Origin of the sequence: Mesorhizobium sp. M0408 (assembly GCF_040321495.1) — a bacterium.
Taxonomy (GTDB): domain Bacteria; phylum Pseudomonadota; class Alphaproteobacteria; order Rhizobiales; family Rhizobiaceae; genus Mesorhizobium.
Genome location: NZ_JAMYRO010000021.1, coordinates 30,997 through 46,234 on the forward strand (window position 1 = coordinate 30,997; position 15,238 = coordinate 46,234).

At 61.8% G+C, this 15,238-nt stretch carries 11 protein-coding genes; 4 read left to right on the forward strand and 7 right to left on the reverse strand.

The window, feature by feature from the left end; translation table 11 throughout:
* Positions 1–2: 2 nt before the first annotated feature.
* A complete protein-coding gene (locus NKI67_RS23365; RefSeq protein ID WP_352647018.1) occupies positions 3–1,367 on the reverse strand; it encodes an NAD(P)-dependent oxidoreductase in 1,365 nt (454 codons plus the stop codon).
* Here NKI67_RS23365 and NKI67_RS23370 point away from each other — a divergent pair.
* From NKI67_RS23370 to NKI67_RS23380, 3 genes are all read left to right on the forward strand, one after another.
* On the forward strand, positions 1,344–1,985 hold the full coding sequence (locus NKI67_RS23370; protein ID WP_352647020.1) for a hypothetical protein: 642 nt from the start codon (positions 1,344–1,346) through the stop codon (positions 1,983–1,985). The genes NKI67_RS23365 and NKI67_RS23370 overlap by 24 nt on opposite strands.
* Positions 1,986–2,286: 301 nt before the next feature.
* Positions 2,287–3,063 (forward strand): VOC family protein, encoded by a 777-nt coding sequence (locus NKI67_RS23375; protein ID WP_352647022.1) that lies wholly within the window; start codon positions 2,287–2,289, stop codon positions 3,061–3,063.
* 155 nt (positions 3,064–3,218) lie between these two features.
* Positions 3,219–3,611, forward strand: coding sequence for a DoxX family protein (locus tag NKI67_RS23380; RefSeq protein ID WP_023675853.1), 393 nt, complete (start codon positions 3,219–3,221; stop codon positions 3,609–3,611).
* Between the two features lie 4 nt (positions 3,612–3,615).
* Here NKI67_RS23380 and NKI67_RS23385 read toward each other — a convergent pair whose 3' ends face one another.
* Together NKI67_RS23385 and NKI67_RS23390 are read right to left on the reverse strand one after the other, a co-directional pair.
* Entirely contained in the window at positions 3,616–6,057 is a 2,442-nt protein-coding gene (locus NKI67_RS23385) for a GcvT family protein (protein ID WP_352647023.1), read from the reverse strand.
* Between the two features lie 79 nt (positions 6,058–6,136).
* Positions 6,137–7,675: a trimethylamine methyltransferase family protein gene (locus NKI67_RS23390; RefSeq protein WP_023675851.1), complete on the reverse strand. Its 1,539-nt coding sequence runs from the start codon at positions 7,673–7,675 to the stop codon at positions 6,137–6,139.
* A 218-nt stretch (positions 7,676–7,893) separates the two neighbouring features.
* Here NKI67_RS23390 and NKI67_RS23395 point away from each other — a divergent pair, with 218 nt between their 5' ends.
* A complete protein-coding gene (locus tag NKI67_RS23395) occupies positions 7,894–8,487 on the forward strand; it encodes a transglycosylase SLT domain-containing protein (protein WP_352647025.1) in 594 nt (197 codons plus the stop codon).
* Between the two features lie 14 nt (positions 8,488–8,501).
* On the opposite strand, the gene NKI67_RS23400 is transcribed toward NKI67_RS23395, so the two are convergent.
* The 4 genes from NKI67_RS23400 to NKI67_RS23415 all read right to left on the reverse strand — a co-directional run bounded on the left by NKI67_RS23400 (position 8,502) and on the right by NKI67_RS23415 (position 15,067).
* Positions 8,502–10,910 (reverse strand): dipeptide ABC transporter ATP-binding protein, encoded by a 2,409-nt coding sequence (locus NKI67_RS23400; RefSeq protein WP_352647027.1) that lies wholly within the window; start codon positions 10,908–10,910, stop codon positions 8,502–8,504.
* A gap of 79 nt (positions 10,911–10,989) precedes the next feature.
* Complete coding sequence (locus NKI67_RS23405) at positions 10,990–12,147, reverse strand: ABC transporter permease (RefSeq protein ID WP_023675848.1); 1,158 nt, start codon at positions 12,145–12,147, stop codon at positions 10,990–10,992.
* Between the two features lie 11 nt (positions 12,148–12,158).
* Positions 12,159–13,193 carry an ABC transporter permease gene (locus NKI67_RS23410; protein WP_023675847.1) on the reverse strand — a complete coding sequence of 345 codons (1,035 nt, stop codon included), beginning with the start codon at positions 13,191–13,193 and terminating at the stop codon, positions 12,159–12,161.
* A 221-nt stretch (positions 13,194–13,414) separates the two neighbouring features.
* Positions 13,415–15,067, reverse strand: coding sequence for an ABC transporter substrate-binding protein (locus NKI67_RS23415; protein WP_352647029.1), 1,653 nt, complete (start codon positions 15,065–15,067; stop codon positions 13,415–13,417).
* Positions 15,068–15,238 lie beyond the last annotated feature (171 nt).

Sequence of the window (15,238 nt, forward strand, 5' to 3'; positions counted from 1 at the left end):
GCTCATGCCCTCCCGTTCGAGGTCAGTGCCCGATGAATGCTTTCCGCCGCGTCGCGGCCTTGTGCGACGGCCGAGACTGTCAGGTCGTCGCCGCCAAAGATGCAGTCGCCGCCGGCCCAGACGTTTGGCAGCGAGGTGCGGCCTTCGGCGTCGACCTTGATGCGGCCGGCTTCCAGGTCAAGCAAAGCCCCGCTGCCGTTGAGCGCAGCCGGGACAAAACTCTGGCCGATCGCCTTGAACACCTGGTCGGCGACGAGCGTCAGCCGCTCGCCGGTGCCGACGAGCCGGTCGCCGTCCATCGCGGTGTATTCGAGCTCGATCGCCGACACCTTGCCGCCGTCGGCAATGACCCGCTTCGGCTGCAACCAGTGCCGGATGATGACGCCGTTGGCGGCAGCCAGATCCTGCTCGAATTCGGAGGCGTTCATGTGCTCCGGGCCGCGCCGATAGCAGATCGTTACCTCTTCGGCTCCGAGCAGCTTCGATTGCACCGCCGCGTCGATCGCCGTCATGCCGCCGCCGATGACGACAACACGCCGGCCGACCGGCAGGCTGGCCAGATCACTGGCCTGGCGAAGCTCGGCAATGAACTCGACAGCATTGCTGACGCCCGGCGCCTCCTCGCCATCCGCTCGCAAGGCATTGACGCCGGCAAGCCCCATGCCGAGGAACACCGCATCGTAATTCCTGGTCAGATCCGACAGCTGGTAATCACGGCCGAGCGCCTTGCCGTTCTGGATGTCGATGCCGCCGATCGACGTGACATAGTCGACTTCAGCCTGGGCGAAATTGTCGACGCTCTTATAGGCGGCGATACCGTATTCATTGAGGCCGCCGGGCTTTGGCCGAGCTTCCAGGATGGTCACGTCGTGGCCGTAGCGGGAGAGCCGATGCGCGGCGGCAAGCCCCGCCGGTCCGGCGCCGACCACGGCGACCGTCTTGCCGGTCGGTTCGGGGCGCTCGTAGAACTGCTTGTTTTCGGCCATGGCGACATCGGTGGCGTAGCGCTGAAGGCGACCGATCTGCACCGGCTTGCCTTCGGCCACCTCGCGCACGCAGACTTCTTCGCACAGCGTCTCGGTCGGGCAGACGCGGGCGCACATGCCGCCCAAAATGTTCTGATCAAAAATAGTCTTGGCTGAGCCGATCGGATTGCCCGTCGAAATCTGGCGGATGAACAGCGGGATGTCGATCGAGGTCGGGCATGCATTCATGCACGGCGCATCATAGCAGAAATAGCAGCGGTCGGACTCGACCAGCGCCTCGTGATGATCGAGCGGCGGGTGCAGGTCGGCGAAGTTATCAGCATATTGGTCCGGCGAGAGCCGCCCGCCGGCAATGCCTTGCTTGAACTGGCCTTCTGGCATCGTCAGTTCCCCATGTTCTTGTTTTGGGGAAGGCTAGCACGTTTTATTTTTTTATCAATTGGTCAATTTTCGGTGCAAACCGCTGAAAGGGCTGAACAAAACATGATAGATGCACTCATGTTTTTTGAGCACCGTCCGTTGCGCCTCAAGGATGCGGCGCGCAGAATTGGCTATCAGGGCGGTAGGCGCTTGAGCATCGTGCGCGACTTTCAAACATTGGAGAAGGTGATGGACATTGTTCAGGAGGCGGTTCAGCGGTGGGAGCCTGTGCAAGATTTACCGCTGGCTGCCTGCCAGGTGTGGCGTCTGAAATCCGACAACTACTTTGAATTGGCCGTCGAAGGCGACTTCTTCGTCGGGACGTCCGAACGAACCCTCAAGATCAACTTCCACGGAGTGCTAGCAATTTCGGCTTATGACGACATGTTGGGAGTGACCCATGTCAGCGCTAGCAGCTCAATCCCCTTGATTGGCTCTGGCAGGCAAACCTCCTATAGATGGCCCCTCCTCCGAGTCGAGAACTCGCACTGGTTGCGATCAATACCCCGGGCCGACAGACGACTGTTCGCATTTCCTATTGCTCAGTCTCGAATGCACGGTAGAGGTGATTGCTCGTGAAGCCATAGCCGCTTGGATCTGATCACTGCGTTGCGCACCACGCCTTCCACAACCATTCCGGGCAGCGGGATAGGCCTTAGACTGGTGATGGTCCGCTCTGGTCAGGGAAGTGAGCGACATCCGGCGCATGGATCAACAACCCCTCGTTGACTGAGAGCAAAGTCGAAAACCGCAGGGCGCGCAACCCGGTAACATTTCCAATTTGCCGTCATCTTTTTTGGCCGCTGTCGGATTTTCGTCGTGAAGATCGTCCTAGAATGGATCGCGCATGATCGATGTACAAACCGCAAGGAGCACGACAATGCCACAGTCCCCCATGCCCTTCTTCTGGTACGAGCTGATGACCACCGATCTCGACGCCGCCGAGGCGTTTTACACCTCCGTGGTGGGCTGGAGGGGGCAGCCTTTCGAAGGGGCCCAGGGCATGCCGCGCTATATCGTCATGAATGTCGGCGAGCGCGGCGTCGGCGGGTTGATGACGCTGCCCGATGACGCGCGCAAGATGGGCATGCCGCCGGCCTGGGTCGGTTATATCCTCACCAGGGATGTCGATGCCGCAACGGCCTCCCTCAAGAAGGCTGGTGGCGCGGTTCACCGCGAGCCCGACGACATTCCTGGCGTCGGCCGCTTCGCCGTCGTTGCAGACCCGCAAGGCGCGATGTTCAACTTCCTGCAGCCCAGCGGCCCCGACCAGCCGCCGCTACAGTTGGCGACCCCCGGCAACATCGGCTGGCATGAGCTCTACACGTCAGACTGGAAGGCGGCGTTCGATTTCTATTCCAGCCAGTTCGGCTGGGAGAAGGGCGACGCCATGGATATGGGTCCGATGGGCGTCTATCAGCTTTTCGCCTTCGGCGGCGAGCCCGTTGGCGGCATGATGAACAAGCCCGAGCAGATCCCGGCGCCGGTCTGGCAGTTCTATTTCAACGTGCCCGGCATCGACGCGGCAGCCAAGCGCGTCACCGACAATGGCGGCAAGATCCTGATGGGTCCGATGGAGGTCCCCGGCGGCAGCTGGATCGTACAGTGCACAGACCCGCAAGGCGCGCACTTTGCTCTGACAGCGCCCGGGCATTAACGGCCGCGCTGATCGCGGGGCCGCCATCGTGCGGCCCCAAGGCTGCAGCACGCCTCACGACTCACTCACCGACAGTTGAATGCAGGCCGGACTATGTGAATGGTCCGGCCTTTGGCGATGACCTATGGCCGGGCTAGGTGAAAATGGAGTCGTAGATGAAGCTTTTCGAAGGCCTCGCCGGATATCAGCCGTTCGCCCTTGCCGCCTTGCGCATCATGACGGCGCTGCAGTTCATTGAGCACGGCACCCAGAAACTGTTCAATTTCCCCGTCGGCGACCATGCCGGCACCATGAGCGGGCTATCGCTGACCGCGGCCATCCTGGAATTCGGAGGCGGCATCCTGCTGGTATTGGGGCTTTTCACCAGGCCGGTGGCATTCCTTCTCAGCGGCGAGATGGCGATCGCCTATTTCATGGCGCACATGCCGCGCGACTTCTTCCCGGTCAACAACGGCGGCGATGCGGCAATATCGTTCTGTTTCATCTTCCTGTATCTGGTGTTCGCCGGCGCCGGCGCCCTGGCGCTGGACAACCGCCGCGGTGCCTGAAACGTCACCCACGCATCCGCTCGAAATTCGCGTCGAACAGCGGGATCCGCTGCATGCGCGCGGCGTGGCGTTTGCCCAGAAGCTCAATCTCGAAGCCGTCGGCTTCGTCGGCAATCTCTTTCGGCACATAGCCGATGGCGACGGACTTTTTCGAATGATGCGCGTAGCCGCCCGACGTGACCCAACCGCGCACGGCACCGCCGTACCAGATTGGCTCGTCGCCGATGACGTCGGCATCGACAGTATCGACGACAAAGGCCCGCAGCCGCAGTCTGCCGCCTTGCTTGCGCTCGGCCAACGCCGCCTGCTTGCCGATGAAATCGGCTTGCTTGCCGTAGGCGACGAAGCGGTCGAGCCCGGCTTCCAACGGTCCATAGATCGGCCGGTATTCGCGCGCCCATGAGCCGTAATTCTTCTCAAGCCGAAATGCGTTGAGCGCGCGCGAGCCGAACAGGCCGATGCCGAATTCCTCCCCCGCCGCCATCAGCGCCTGATAGGCGGCGCGCTGATATTCCGGCGCGACCCAGATTTCGTAGCCGAGATCGCCGGTGTAGCTGACCCGCCCGACCAGGCATGGCGCCATGCCAATGTCCATCTTGCTGATGGCCATGAACGGAAAGGCCGCATTCGACACGTCCGACCGTGTGACCTTTTCAAGAAGGTTCCGCGCGCTCGGCCCGGCGATCGACAGGCCGGTGAGTTTTGCTCCCGACGCTTCGATACTGACCGAGCCGTCCTTCGGCAGGTGCGCTTCGAACCAGCGCATGTGGTACTGCTCGGCGACACCGCTGCCGGCCAGGAACCAATCCTTACTTGCAGAATTTGGACCGCCGAGATTGGCCAGCGTGAAATCGCCGATTAGCCTGCCGTCTTCCTTCAGCATCGGCGCCAGCGTCATGCGGCCGGGCCTTGGCAACTTGCAGGCAAGCAGGCGGTCGAGCCAGGCGGCAGCGCCGTCGCCGGTTACTCTGTATTTGGCGAATGACGAGATTTCCGAGAGACCAACGCCCTGCCGAACCGTCTCCACTTCTTTCGCCACATGCTCAAAATCGCTTGAGCGCCGCCAGGAGAATTCGTCCTTGACGCCTTCGGGCGCGTACCACAGCGGCACCTCCAGCCCATAGGCGACCCCCCATTGCGCCCCTTTGGCCGACAACAGGTCGTAAACCGGTGTCGTCTTGAGCGGCCGGCCGGCCGGTAGTTCCTCGTTCGGGAAGCGGATCGAAAACCGCCGCGAATAGTTCTCGCGCACCTTGGCGTTGGTATAGGCCATCGTGGCCCAGTCGCCGTAGCGCGAAACGTCCATCGCCCAGATGTCGGCGCCGGGATCGCCCTCGATCATCCAGTTCGACAGCGCCAGGCCGACGCCGCCGCCCTGCGAGAACCCCGCCATGACACCACAGGCCACCCAGAACCCCGGCAGGCCGCGCACGGGCCCGACCAGCGGATTGCCGTCCGGCGCGAAGGTGAAGGGTCCGTTAATGATCTGCTTGATGCCGGTGTTCTGGAACGCCGGGAAATGCCGGAAGCCAACCTCCAGCGACGGTGCGATGCGGTCGATGTCGGGTTCGAGCAGCTCGTGGCCGAAATTCCATGGCGTCTGGAACTCGGACCATGGCTTGTTGGCCTTTTCGTAAGTGCCCATGAGCATGCCGCCGCGTTCCTGGCGCAGATAGAGCTCGCCGTCGAAGTCGACCGCATGGATGATCTCCGTGCCGGTCTTCTGGTTCCAGGCGGCGACCTCCGGCATGTCCTCGGTGATCAGGTACATGTGCTCCATCGCCAGCACCGGCAGCTCCAGCCCGACCATGCGGCCGACCTCGCGCGCCCACAGGCCGCCGGCATTGACGACATGTTCGGCCACAACCTCGCCCTTGTTGGTGATGACGCGCCACAGCCCGTCGGCGCGCCGCACGATGTCCTCGACCTTGGTGAAACGCTCGACCTCGGCACCAAGCTTCCTCGCCGCCTTGGCGTAGGCGTGGGTAACGCCGGACGGGTCGAGATGACCGTCCTCCTTGTTGCGGACGGCACCGACGAACTGCTTGGGATCGAGCAACGGCATCAGCTCGGCCGCCTCGTCAGGCGATATCTCCTCGAGCTCGATGCCGAGATAGCGGCCCTTGGCGACGACGCCGCGCAGCCAGTCGAGCCGCGCCTCCGTCGCTGCCAGCAAGACGCCGCCAGTCAAATGCACGCCGGTCGCCTGGCCGGACAGTTCCTCGATCTCCTTGTAGAGCGAGATTGTGTATTTCTGCAGCTTGGCGACATTGGGATCGCCATTGATGGTGTGCATGCCGCCGGCGGCGTGCCAGGTCGAGCCGGAGGTCAATTCATTGCGCTCCAGGAGCACGATGTCGGTCCAGCCGTGACGGGCCAGATGGAACAGCACGGAGCACCCGACAACGCCACCGCCGATAACCACGACCTTTGCATGCGATTTCATGGGATTCTCTCTGACGTCAACGAGTTGGATGGGAACGATGAATTCGGGGAGGAGCCCCACGAGCGCAAGCCTTCGATCATCACGGCTCGCTTTGCCCGATCGCTTCCTTGCGCTTGGCCACGTACGTCTCAAGCGCCTCGCGCCTGGAGACTTCCATCACCGGCTCGACATAGTCCTCCAGCGCCTTCTTCCAAAGCCTCGTCGCCCGCGCCGTGGCATCGAGCCCGCCAGCCTCCTGCCAGGCCTCGAAATTTTGCCAGTTGGACAGCATCGGCTGGTAGAAGGCTGTGGCGTAGCGCTCCAGAGTGTGCGGCTCGCCGAAGAAATGGCCGCCGGTCGGAACCGCACCCAGAGCCTCGACAGCAAGCTCGGCCTCGTTGACCTCGATCGGGCGCAAAAACTCCATCATGTGCTGGATCATCTCGACGTCGATGATGAACTTTTCGAACGACGCTGTCAGTCCGCCCTCTTGCCAGCCGGCGGCATGGTAGACGAGGTTGCCATGGCCGAGCACCGCGCCCCACAGCGCCATCAGCGTCTCATAGGCGCCTTGCGCGTCGGCGGCATTGGAAGCCGAGCCCGGCGTTGTGCGATAAGGCAGGTTGTAACGCCGCGCCAACTGTCCGGACGCGATATTCGCCTTGGTGTTTTCAGGCGTGCCGAACGCCGGCGCTCCCGATTTCATATCGACATTGGAGGTGAAGGCGCCATACATCACCGGCGCGCCGGGGCGGACGAGCTGCGTCAGCACCACGCCGAACAGCGCCTCGGCATTCTGCTGGGCGAGCGCGCCGGCAAGCGTCACCGGGCTCATCGCCCCCATCAGCGTGAATGGCGTTACCGCCACCGACTGGCCGAACTCGGCCATCGTCATCAGCCCCTCGGCCATCATCTCGTCGAAGCGGCGCGGCGAATTGACCGAAATGATCGTGGTGACGCCGGGATCGTCGCGCATCTCGTCAAGCGTCAGTCCGCGCGCGATTGCCATCATTTCGATGCCGTCGAGCGCCCTGCCGCGGCCGATGGCCGAGACGTGAAAGCTTTTGTCGGTCAGTGTCAGATTGGCGAAATAGGTGTCGAGATGACGGGAATTCGCCGGCAATTCTACCGGCGCGCAGACCTGGTTGCCTAGCATGTGGATGCAGTTGAAATGTTGCGCCAGCCGGACGAGATCGGAATAATCGCGCAAATTGCCGGCACGGCGGCCGCGCTCCATGTCGTGCACATTCGGCGGCCCGGCGACGAGCGTGAAGTTGATGGTATTGCCGCCGAGGTGGACGGCATGGGCGGGATTGCGCGGCGTCAGCGTATAGCTGGACTGCGTCGTCTTCAGCGCTTCCTCGATCATGCCGCGATCGATGCGGACGTTCATCGTGGCATGATCGACCTTGGCCCCGGCCTTCTCGAACAGCGACAGCGCCCGCGGGCTCATCACCTCGATGCCGAAATTCTCCAAGATATGCATCGACGCCTGGTGGATCGCCTCGATCTGGTCGGCCGAAAGCATCGCCATTGGCGGATAGGGATTGGTGACGCGGCGCAACGGCAGTTGCGGGATGGCGGTCGGTCCCCTGTTGCTGGTTCGCTCGGCGCCGCGCTTGCGTCTTGGTTCGCTCATGCCGCGCATCAAAGCGCCGGCACGAGGATCGAGCTGTCAAGAATCCGCCACCTGCGGGCGTGATTTTAGCCAAGGCGGCATTCCGGGAATTTCACATCGGCAAAAGCGACAACAAACGTCGGAATGGTTATACTTGTTCCGCGTCAGGCAAAGCGGCCGATGAGCCGTTAAGGAACGCAGCAAGATTCCTTTTATGTTTTCGGCCTAATGCTCTTGCAATGCGTAGGTTGAGTTTTAGTAAAATTGTGGCGATTGCCGTGCCGCTGGCGCTTTCGGCCTGCGCGACGCCGCCGAACCACATCAACGATGTCTGCGCCGTTTTCGACCAGAATGACGGCTGGTTCGACAATTGGCAGGCGGCGGCACAACGCACCGAGCAGAAATACGGCGTGCCGGTCCCAGTACTGATGGCGACGGTGCGCAAGGAATCCGGCTTCAAGAGCAACGCCAGGCCGCCGCGTACCAAGCTGCTGGGCTTCATTCCCTGGAAACACATCTCCAGCGCTACCGGTTTCTCGCAGGCGCTCGACGGCACCTGGGCGCAATATCAGAGCGAGACCGGCAGCTGGGCGGCGCGCCGCACCCGCTTTGCCGATGCCGTCGATTTCGTCGGCTGGTATCATTCCAAGACCGCCGAGACCCTCGGCGTCGCCCGCAACGACACCTACAATCTGTATCTCGCCTACTATCTCGGCTGGAATGCCTATAAGCACGGCAATCGCGGCGACGCCGACGTGCAGCGCTATGCGCATGCCACCGAACAGATGGCGCAGGACTACGCCGCGCAGCTACGGCAATGCGCGCCGCCCTAGCCTATTAACGGCTCTCAGCCGCCCTTGGGTTTGCGCGGCTTGCGCGTGGCGTCCTCGGCCTGTCGGCCGTCGCCGACAGTCGGCGGCATGATTGGTGCCACAGCGCTGTCGGCAGAGCTTGAGGTGCCGGTCTCTGAAACCTCGTCGCGAACCTCGTGACGGCGGGCTTTGGCGACCGCTTCGGCATTCTCCACTGCCTGGCCCTCGGCATCGGCTTCAACGCTGCCAGTCTTTCCATGCGGGCGCTTGGGCGGATCTCCGGCAAAGCCCGGGCCAACACCGTGGTTTGCATCATCCGGCACGCCCTCATTTGCGGCGTGCTCCTTGTCGAATTTGATCACCGGCTCCATTTTCGCCAGTACGTCGTCGGACAGCCAGCACAAGCTCATATGGCCGTCGCCGAGATTTTTTACTGGCGGCACCTTGGTTTCGCAAAGGTTGTCCGGCACCAGTTTCTTGTAGCCGCAGCGCGTCTGGAACGGACAGCCGGACGGCGGGTTCATCGCCGAAGGGATGTCGCCCTCCAGCACGACGTGCTTCTTGACCACGCTTGTGTCGGCGATCGGGATCGCCGACAGCAATGCCTCGGTATAGGGGTGATAGGGCGGCGCGAATATCTGGTCGGTCGTGCCTTGCTCAACGATATAGCCGAGATACATGACGACGACGCGGTCGGCGATGTAGCGCACAACCGACAGATCGTGGCTGATGAACAGCATCGTCGTCTTGTTCTTGCGCTGGATGTCCATCAAGAGCTCGGTCACCGCGGCCTGGACCGACACATCCAGTGCCGAGACCGGCTCGTCGGCCACCACCACCTTGGCGTCGCCGGCAAAGGCACGCGCAACGCCGATGCGCTGTTTCTGGCCGCCTGAAAGCTGGCGCGGCTTGCGTGTCTCGAATGCCCTCGGCAGCTTCACCAGGTCGAGCAATTCCAGCATCCGCTTGCGTCGGTCGGCCACCGAGTCGCCGACATTGAACTTTTCCAGCGTACGGATGATCTGCGAACCGACCGAATGGCTGGGATTGAGCGTGTCGAACGGATTTTGGAACACCATCTGGATCGATGACACCGTGTCGACGCTGCGCTTCTCGATCCCGGTCGACTGGATCTCCTTGTTGCCGAGCTTGACGCGGCCGGAGCTTGCCGTTTCGAGGCCGAGCAGCACCTTGGCCAGGGTCGATTTTCCGCAGCCGGATTCGCCGACGATAGCGACGGTCTCGGATTCGCGCGCCATGAACGAGATCGTCTCGTTGGCCTTGACGACACGGCCCTCGCTCGAGCCGAACACTTCGCTGCCGCCGACCTTGTAGTACTTCCTGAGGTCTTCGATCTGGAGCACCGGCGCACCGGGCACCACCCGCTCGTTGACCTTCTTGGCGCCGGGTGGCAGCGCCTCCCAGTCGATCTCGTTGAAGCGCACACAGCGCGAGAAATGCCCGTCATGGCCTTCGACCGCGATCATCGGAATTTCGGCGGCGTTGCAGACGCCCTCGACGAAATGGTGGCAGCGCGGGCCGAAATTGCAGCCCTTCGGCCGCTCGTGCGGTAGCGGCAACTGCCCCGGGATGGATATCAGCGGCCGCGAATTCTTGTCGGCGCCCGGCAGCGGGATCGAGCGGAACAGGCCTTGCGTGTAGGGATGGCGCATCCGGTCGAAGACGTCCTTGATCTTCCCGGTCTCCACCGCTTCGCCCGAATACATCACCGTGATGCGGTCGCAGGTCTCCAGGATCAGGCCGAGATTGTGCGACACGAAGATCATCGAGGTGCCGAACTTCTCGCCCAGCCCCTTGACCAGGTCGACGATGCCGGCCTCCACCGTCACGTCGAGCGCTGTCGTCGGCTCGTCGAGCAGAAGCAGCGCCGGCTTCGACAGCAGCGCCATGGCAATGACGATGCGCTGCTGCTGGCCGCCGGAAAGCTGGTGCGGGTAGGAACGCATCATGCGCTCGGGATCCGGCAGCTTCACCGCGCGCACCATTTCCAAGGCGCGTTTGTAAGCTTCGTCCTTCGACACCTTGTCGTGGATCAGTGGCACTTCCATCAGCTGGTGGCCGACCTTCATCGCCGGGTTCAGGCTGGCCATCGGTTCCTGGTAGATCATCGCGATCTTGTTGCCGCGGATGGCGCGCAGTTCCTCGTCGGACAATTCTCCCATGTCCTTGCCCTGGAATTTGATCTTTCCGCCGACGATCTTTCCGATGTTGGAGAGGTCGCGCATGATGCCGAGCGACACGGTCGACTTGCCGCAGCCGGATTCGCCGACAATACCCATCGCCTCGCCAGGCATGACCGTGCAGGAAAAATCCATGACGGCCGGGATCTCGCCCTTGCGGGTGAAGAAGGAGATCGACAGGTTCTCGATCTCGATGATCGGGCCATTGGTCGGCTTGGCGGGATTTCGAACTGCCTCATTCATGGGTCGCTCCAATCCTTGTTCTTCAGGCATATCGGGCCGAACCCGGCATCGATCTTCCCGGCGTCAATCTTTCCCGGCATCAATCTTTCATAGACTGTTCGCGCAGCGAATCCGCCAGGAGGTTGAGGCCGAGCACGAACGACATCAATGCGATCGTCGGCGGCAGCGCCGGGTGGATGAAGGAGCGCAGCAGCCGGCTGGCATCCTTGATCGCCGTGCCCCAGTCCGGGCTTTCCGGCGCCAGTCCCAGCCCGAAATAGCCGAGCGTGCCGAGCAGGATCGTGGTGTAGCCGATGCGCAGGCAGGCGTCGACGATCAGCGGCCCGCGCGCATTGGGCAATATCTCCCACAGCATGATGTACCAGGGCGATTCACCGCGCGTTTGTGCCGCCGCAACATAGTCGCGCGTTTTGATATCCATGACCAGGCCGCGCACGATGCGGAACACGCCGGGGCTGGAGGCGAACACCACCGCCACGAAGATGTTGAGCTGGTTGGGATCGATGTGGATGATCTTGAACGGATCGGCATCGAAGACAAGGCCTGCATAGATCCAGCCGCCAAGTACCAACGTCAGGCCAAGCAGGATATAGAGGCGGTCGGGGCGGTTCTTGTAGCGCGTCCAGAACAGCACACTGAAGAAGATGATCGGAAACAGGAAGAACAGCCCTGCCATCGCGTAGGGGATCGGCGTGTCCATGATGCCCGGCGTCACCAGCAGGTAGAACAGGAGGATCACCGGGAAGGCCAGCACAAGGTTGGCGAGGAAGGACAGCACCGTATCGATCTTGCCGCCATAATAGCCGGCCGGCAGGCCGAGCGTAATGCCGACCATCAGCGCAAAACCGGTCGCCGCCGGCGCGATGATCAGCACGATCTGGCTGCCATAGACCATGCGGGAGAACACGTCGCGGGCGAGCTTGTCGCCGCCGAAATAGTATACAAGTTTCGACGCCGGCTCGATTGCGCCCGGCAGCGCGTCCTTCATGATCGGCACTTGGGCGAGCGGATCGAAGGGCGAGATGGTCGACGCGAAGATCGCCGTAAACAGCCAGAACAGGCAGATGCCGACGCCGACGATGCCGACGCCGCTGTCGAAAAGCTGGCCGTAAAGGCCTAGCTTCTTCTTGTAGCCGAAGCTCGCCCCCATCACCAGGGCGAGAGCGATCCAGACCGGCCAGAAGCGGGTAAGCACGCCGAGTACGACGTTGAAGGCGCTGAGATATTCGACCTGCATCCGCCGGTCTCCTATTGAACTCTGATGCGCGGATTGAGGAACGCGTAGCCGACATCGGAGATGAGCTGTGTGATCAGGACGATAAACACCGAGACCAGCGAGCAGCCGAGCAGAAGATCGATGTCGTTGTTGCCGGCGGCCTCGACCAGGGTGTAGCCGAACCCCTGGTAGCGGAACATCACCTCGACGATGACGACGCCGGTGAGCAGCCAGGGGAACTGCAGCATGATGACCGTGAATGGCGCGATCAGCGCGTTGCGCAGAGCGTGCTTTATCACCACGCTGCCGAAGGAGAGGCCCTTCAGCCGGGCGGTTCGGATATATTGCTGTGTCATCACCTCCACCATCGAGGCGCGGGTCATGCGAGCGATGTAGCCGATGCCGTATATCGCCAGCGTCATCACCGGTAAGGTGAAATTATAGAAGGTGATGCCCTGGCTGGCCGAGGCCGCCGAACCGTTCAGCACGCCGAGCCAGGAGGCAAAGATCACGGTGAAGATAACGCCCGAAACATATTCGGGCGTCGCCGTCGAGGCGATCGAAGCCACCGACAATGTGCGGTCGGTGCGTGAACCCTCGCGCATGCCGGCGAGAATACCGATCAAAAGCGAGATCGGCACCATTACGGCCAGCACGCAGAGCATCAGGATGCCGGTGGCGCTGAGCGCCGGAAAGAGTTTCGAAGCGACCGTCGTCTTGAACTTGGTCGAGCAACCGAAATCGCCTTGCAGGATGCCGGAGAATGTCGGCACGACCGGATCGTTGCAGAAGGAGAAACGCTGTGCGGGCTTGCCGGTCGCCGGGTCGGTCACCGGCTGCTTGGGCATGATGCCCAGCCATTGGCCGTAGCGGATAAAGAAATTCTGCCGATAGCCATGGTTGACCAGCCAAGCCTCAAGCTGCTCGGCGGATGTGTGCATTTCGGTCTGGCTGATCGCGAGCTTCTTCAGATTAGGCCCGAGATTGACCAGGAAGAAGACGATCATCGTCAGGCACAGCATCGTCAATGCCATGGTGCCGAGACGCCTGATAACGAAAGAAAGCATGGCGGTCCCCTGCCGGTCGGGTTGGGGGGTGGAACCGGTTTGCAAGCCGTGCGCTGCCGCCAGCGGCAGAACAAGCCTTCAGACCAGTCCCAGATGCAATACCCTTTTTATTGCAGACCCAGGCCGAAGAGTCCGCAACTTTTTGCTGCGCCGACTTCCGGTCCAAGGACCATGCAAAGAGCGAGGGAAAGGGGCGAGACGCCCCTTTCCGGATCGTCCGGTCAGGCCTGCTCGAGCCAGACCTTGCCGTAGTCGCGCTCGAAGGTCGGGTGCATCTTGTAGTTCTGCACCGCCTTGACCGAATGGCTGTAGAGCTTGCGCCAATAAGGCTGGATGATAATGCCGGAATCCTGCAGGATCTGCTCGATGTCCTTCATCATTTCCTTGCGCTTGGCTGCGTCGGCAACCGCGAGCGCAGCGTTGAGCTTGGCATCCCACTCCGGATTCGACCAAGCCGTCTCATTCCAGGCTTCACCGGTACGATACCCGATCGCCAGAACCTGGACGCCGAGCGGCCGCATGTTCCAGTTGGTCATCGACAGCGGATACTTCGTCCAGTCGTTCCAGAAGGTCGAACCCGGCAGCACCGTACGTTTGACCTTGATGCCGGCGTCGCGCATCTGCGCGGCGATCGCATCGCCTGTGTTCTTGTGCCAGTCCTCGTCGACCGTGATCAGCTCGTGCTCGAAATCGGCCTGGCCGGCTTCCGCCATCAGCGCCTTTGCCTTCGCCGGGTCGCGAGCAACCTTCGGCAATTCGTAGTATTCCGGATGGATCGGGGCGACATGGTGGTTCTCGGCAACCGTGCCGGCATTGCCGTAGCCGAGCTGGAGGACGACAGCGTTGTCGACCGCGAGCTGCAGGGCGTTGCGAACCTTCTGGTCGCCGTAAGGCTTGTTGGCCACATTGGTGCGGCAGACGATCGTCGAGGCGGTGACGACCTCGGACTTCGCCAAGTCCATGCCGTCGAGGATCGACACATAGTCGGCCGAGGTTTCGAAATTGGTGTGCACTTCGCCTGCCTCGAAAGCGCTGACCATCGCCGCCGGATCGGTGCCGTAGTCGATGAACTCGATGCCGTCGAGGAAGACGTCACCATCCCACCATTTGTTGTCTTCGCGGCGCTTGTAGACCACTTTCTGGCCGACATCGTAGGAGACCAGCTCGAACGGCCCAGTGCCGATCGGGCAGGACTTGAAGTCGCCGCCTTTTTCGTCGAACGTCTTGTGGACGATGAGGCCGGGATAGTCGCACACGTTGGGAATGAGGGCGATATCCGGCTTGCTGAGCGTCAGCTTGATCGTGTGGTCATCGACCTTGGTCACCGCGCTCTCATCCAGCTTGTCGTCCTTGACCAGCGAACCGAGGCGACCCGGCATGGAATTGCCTTCGGCCTTCTTGTCGGCCCAACGCTTGAGGTTGAAGATGACGTCATCTGCGGTGAACGGATCGCCGTTGTTCCAGGTGACGCCCTTGCGCACATGCAGCGTGTATTCGGTAGCGTCGTCATTCACGTCCCAGGCTTCCAGCAGATAGGGGCGGAACGTGTATTCGGTGGTGTATTTGACCAGCGGCTCGAGCGCCTGGCGCTCGGCATTGGCGATTTCCGACCAGTCGGACTTGCGCGGATCCTTCGGATCCTTGATCCATTGCGCGACCTTCAGTATGCCGCCTTTCTTGCCCTTCACCTCTTCCGCCTTGGCCGGCGTGGGGTCTGCAAGGCCAAGCATGCCATAGGCCATCGCCGTCGAGGCGCCGAAGACGCTGGCGAGAGCCAGAAATTCGCGACGATCCATCTTGCCTGCCTTGGCATCTTCGGCCATGGCCAGGATGTGATCGGGAACGCGGTCGCCGTTACTCTTGTAGATCGTCATGACTAACTCCCATTGTTGGCTTTCTGCCTTTTAACATTCCGCATCCGCGCCATGATGTCAAAGACGGCACGGATTGGGAACATGCCAAGGAATGTGCAACTTTGAAAGCAGGGCGGTTCGCGCGATAACGACAGTCTTGGCGCAAATTTGCTACTGCGCCAGGGATTTCGT

What these genes read in the sequence shown, in the direction of transcription:
- NKI67_RS23400 (WP_352647027.1), bottom strand. Translation starts at nt 10,910, where the DNA reads ATGAATGAGGCAGTTCGAAATCCCGCCAAGCCGACCAATGGCCCGATC.
- NKI67_RS23365 (WP_352647018.1), bottom strand. Translation starts at nt 1,367, where the DNA reads ATGCCAGAAGGCCAGTTCAAGCAAGGCATTGCCGGCGGGCGGCTCTCG.
- NKI67_RS23390 (WP_023675851.1), bottom strand. Translation starts at nt 7,675, where the DNA reads ATGAGCGAACCAAGACGCAAGCGCGGCGCCGAGCGAACCAGCAACAGG.
- NKI67_RS23380 (WP_023675853.1), top strand. Translation starts at nt 3,219, where the DNA reads ATGAAGCTTTTCGAAGGCCTCGCCGGATATCAGCCGTTCGCCCTTGCC.
- NKI67_RS23415 (WP_352647029.1), bottom strand. Translation starts at nt 15,067, where the DNA reads ATGACGATCTACAAGAGTAACGGCGACCGCGTTCCCGATCACATCCTG.
- NKI67_RS23395 (WP_352647025.1), top strand. Translation starts at nt 7,894, where the DNA reads ATGCGTAGGTTGAGTTTTAGTAAAATTGTGGCGATTGCCGTGCCGCTG.
- NKI67_RS23410 (WP_023675847.1), bottom strand. Translation starts at nt 13,193, where the DNA reads ATGCTTTCTTTCGTTATCAGGCGTCTCGGCACCATGGCATTGACGATG.
- NKI67_RS23405 (WP_023675848.1), bottom strand. Translation starts at nt 12,147, where the DNA reads ATGCAGGTCGAATATCTCAGCGCCTTCAACGTCGTACTCGGCGTGCTT.
- NKI67_RS23385 (WP_352647023.1), bottom strand. Translation starts at nt 6,057, where the DNA reads ATGAAATCGCATGCAAAGGTCGTGGTTATCGGCGGTGGCGTTGTCGGG.
- NKI67_RS23375 (WP_352647022.1), top strand. Translation starts at nt 2,287, where the DNA reads ATGCCACAGTCCCCCATGCCCTTCTTCTGGTACGAGCTGATGACCACC.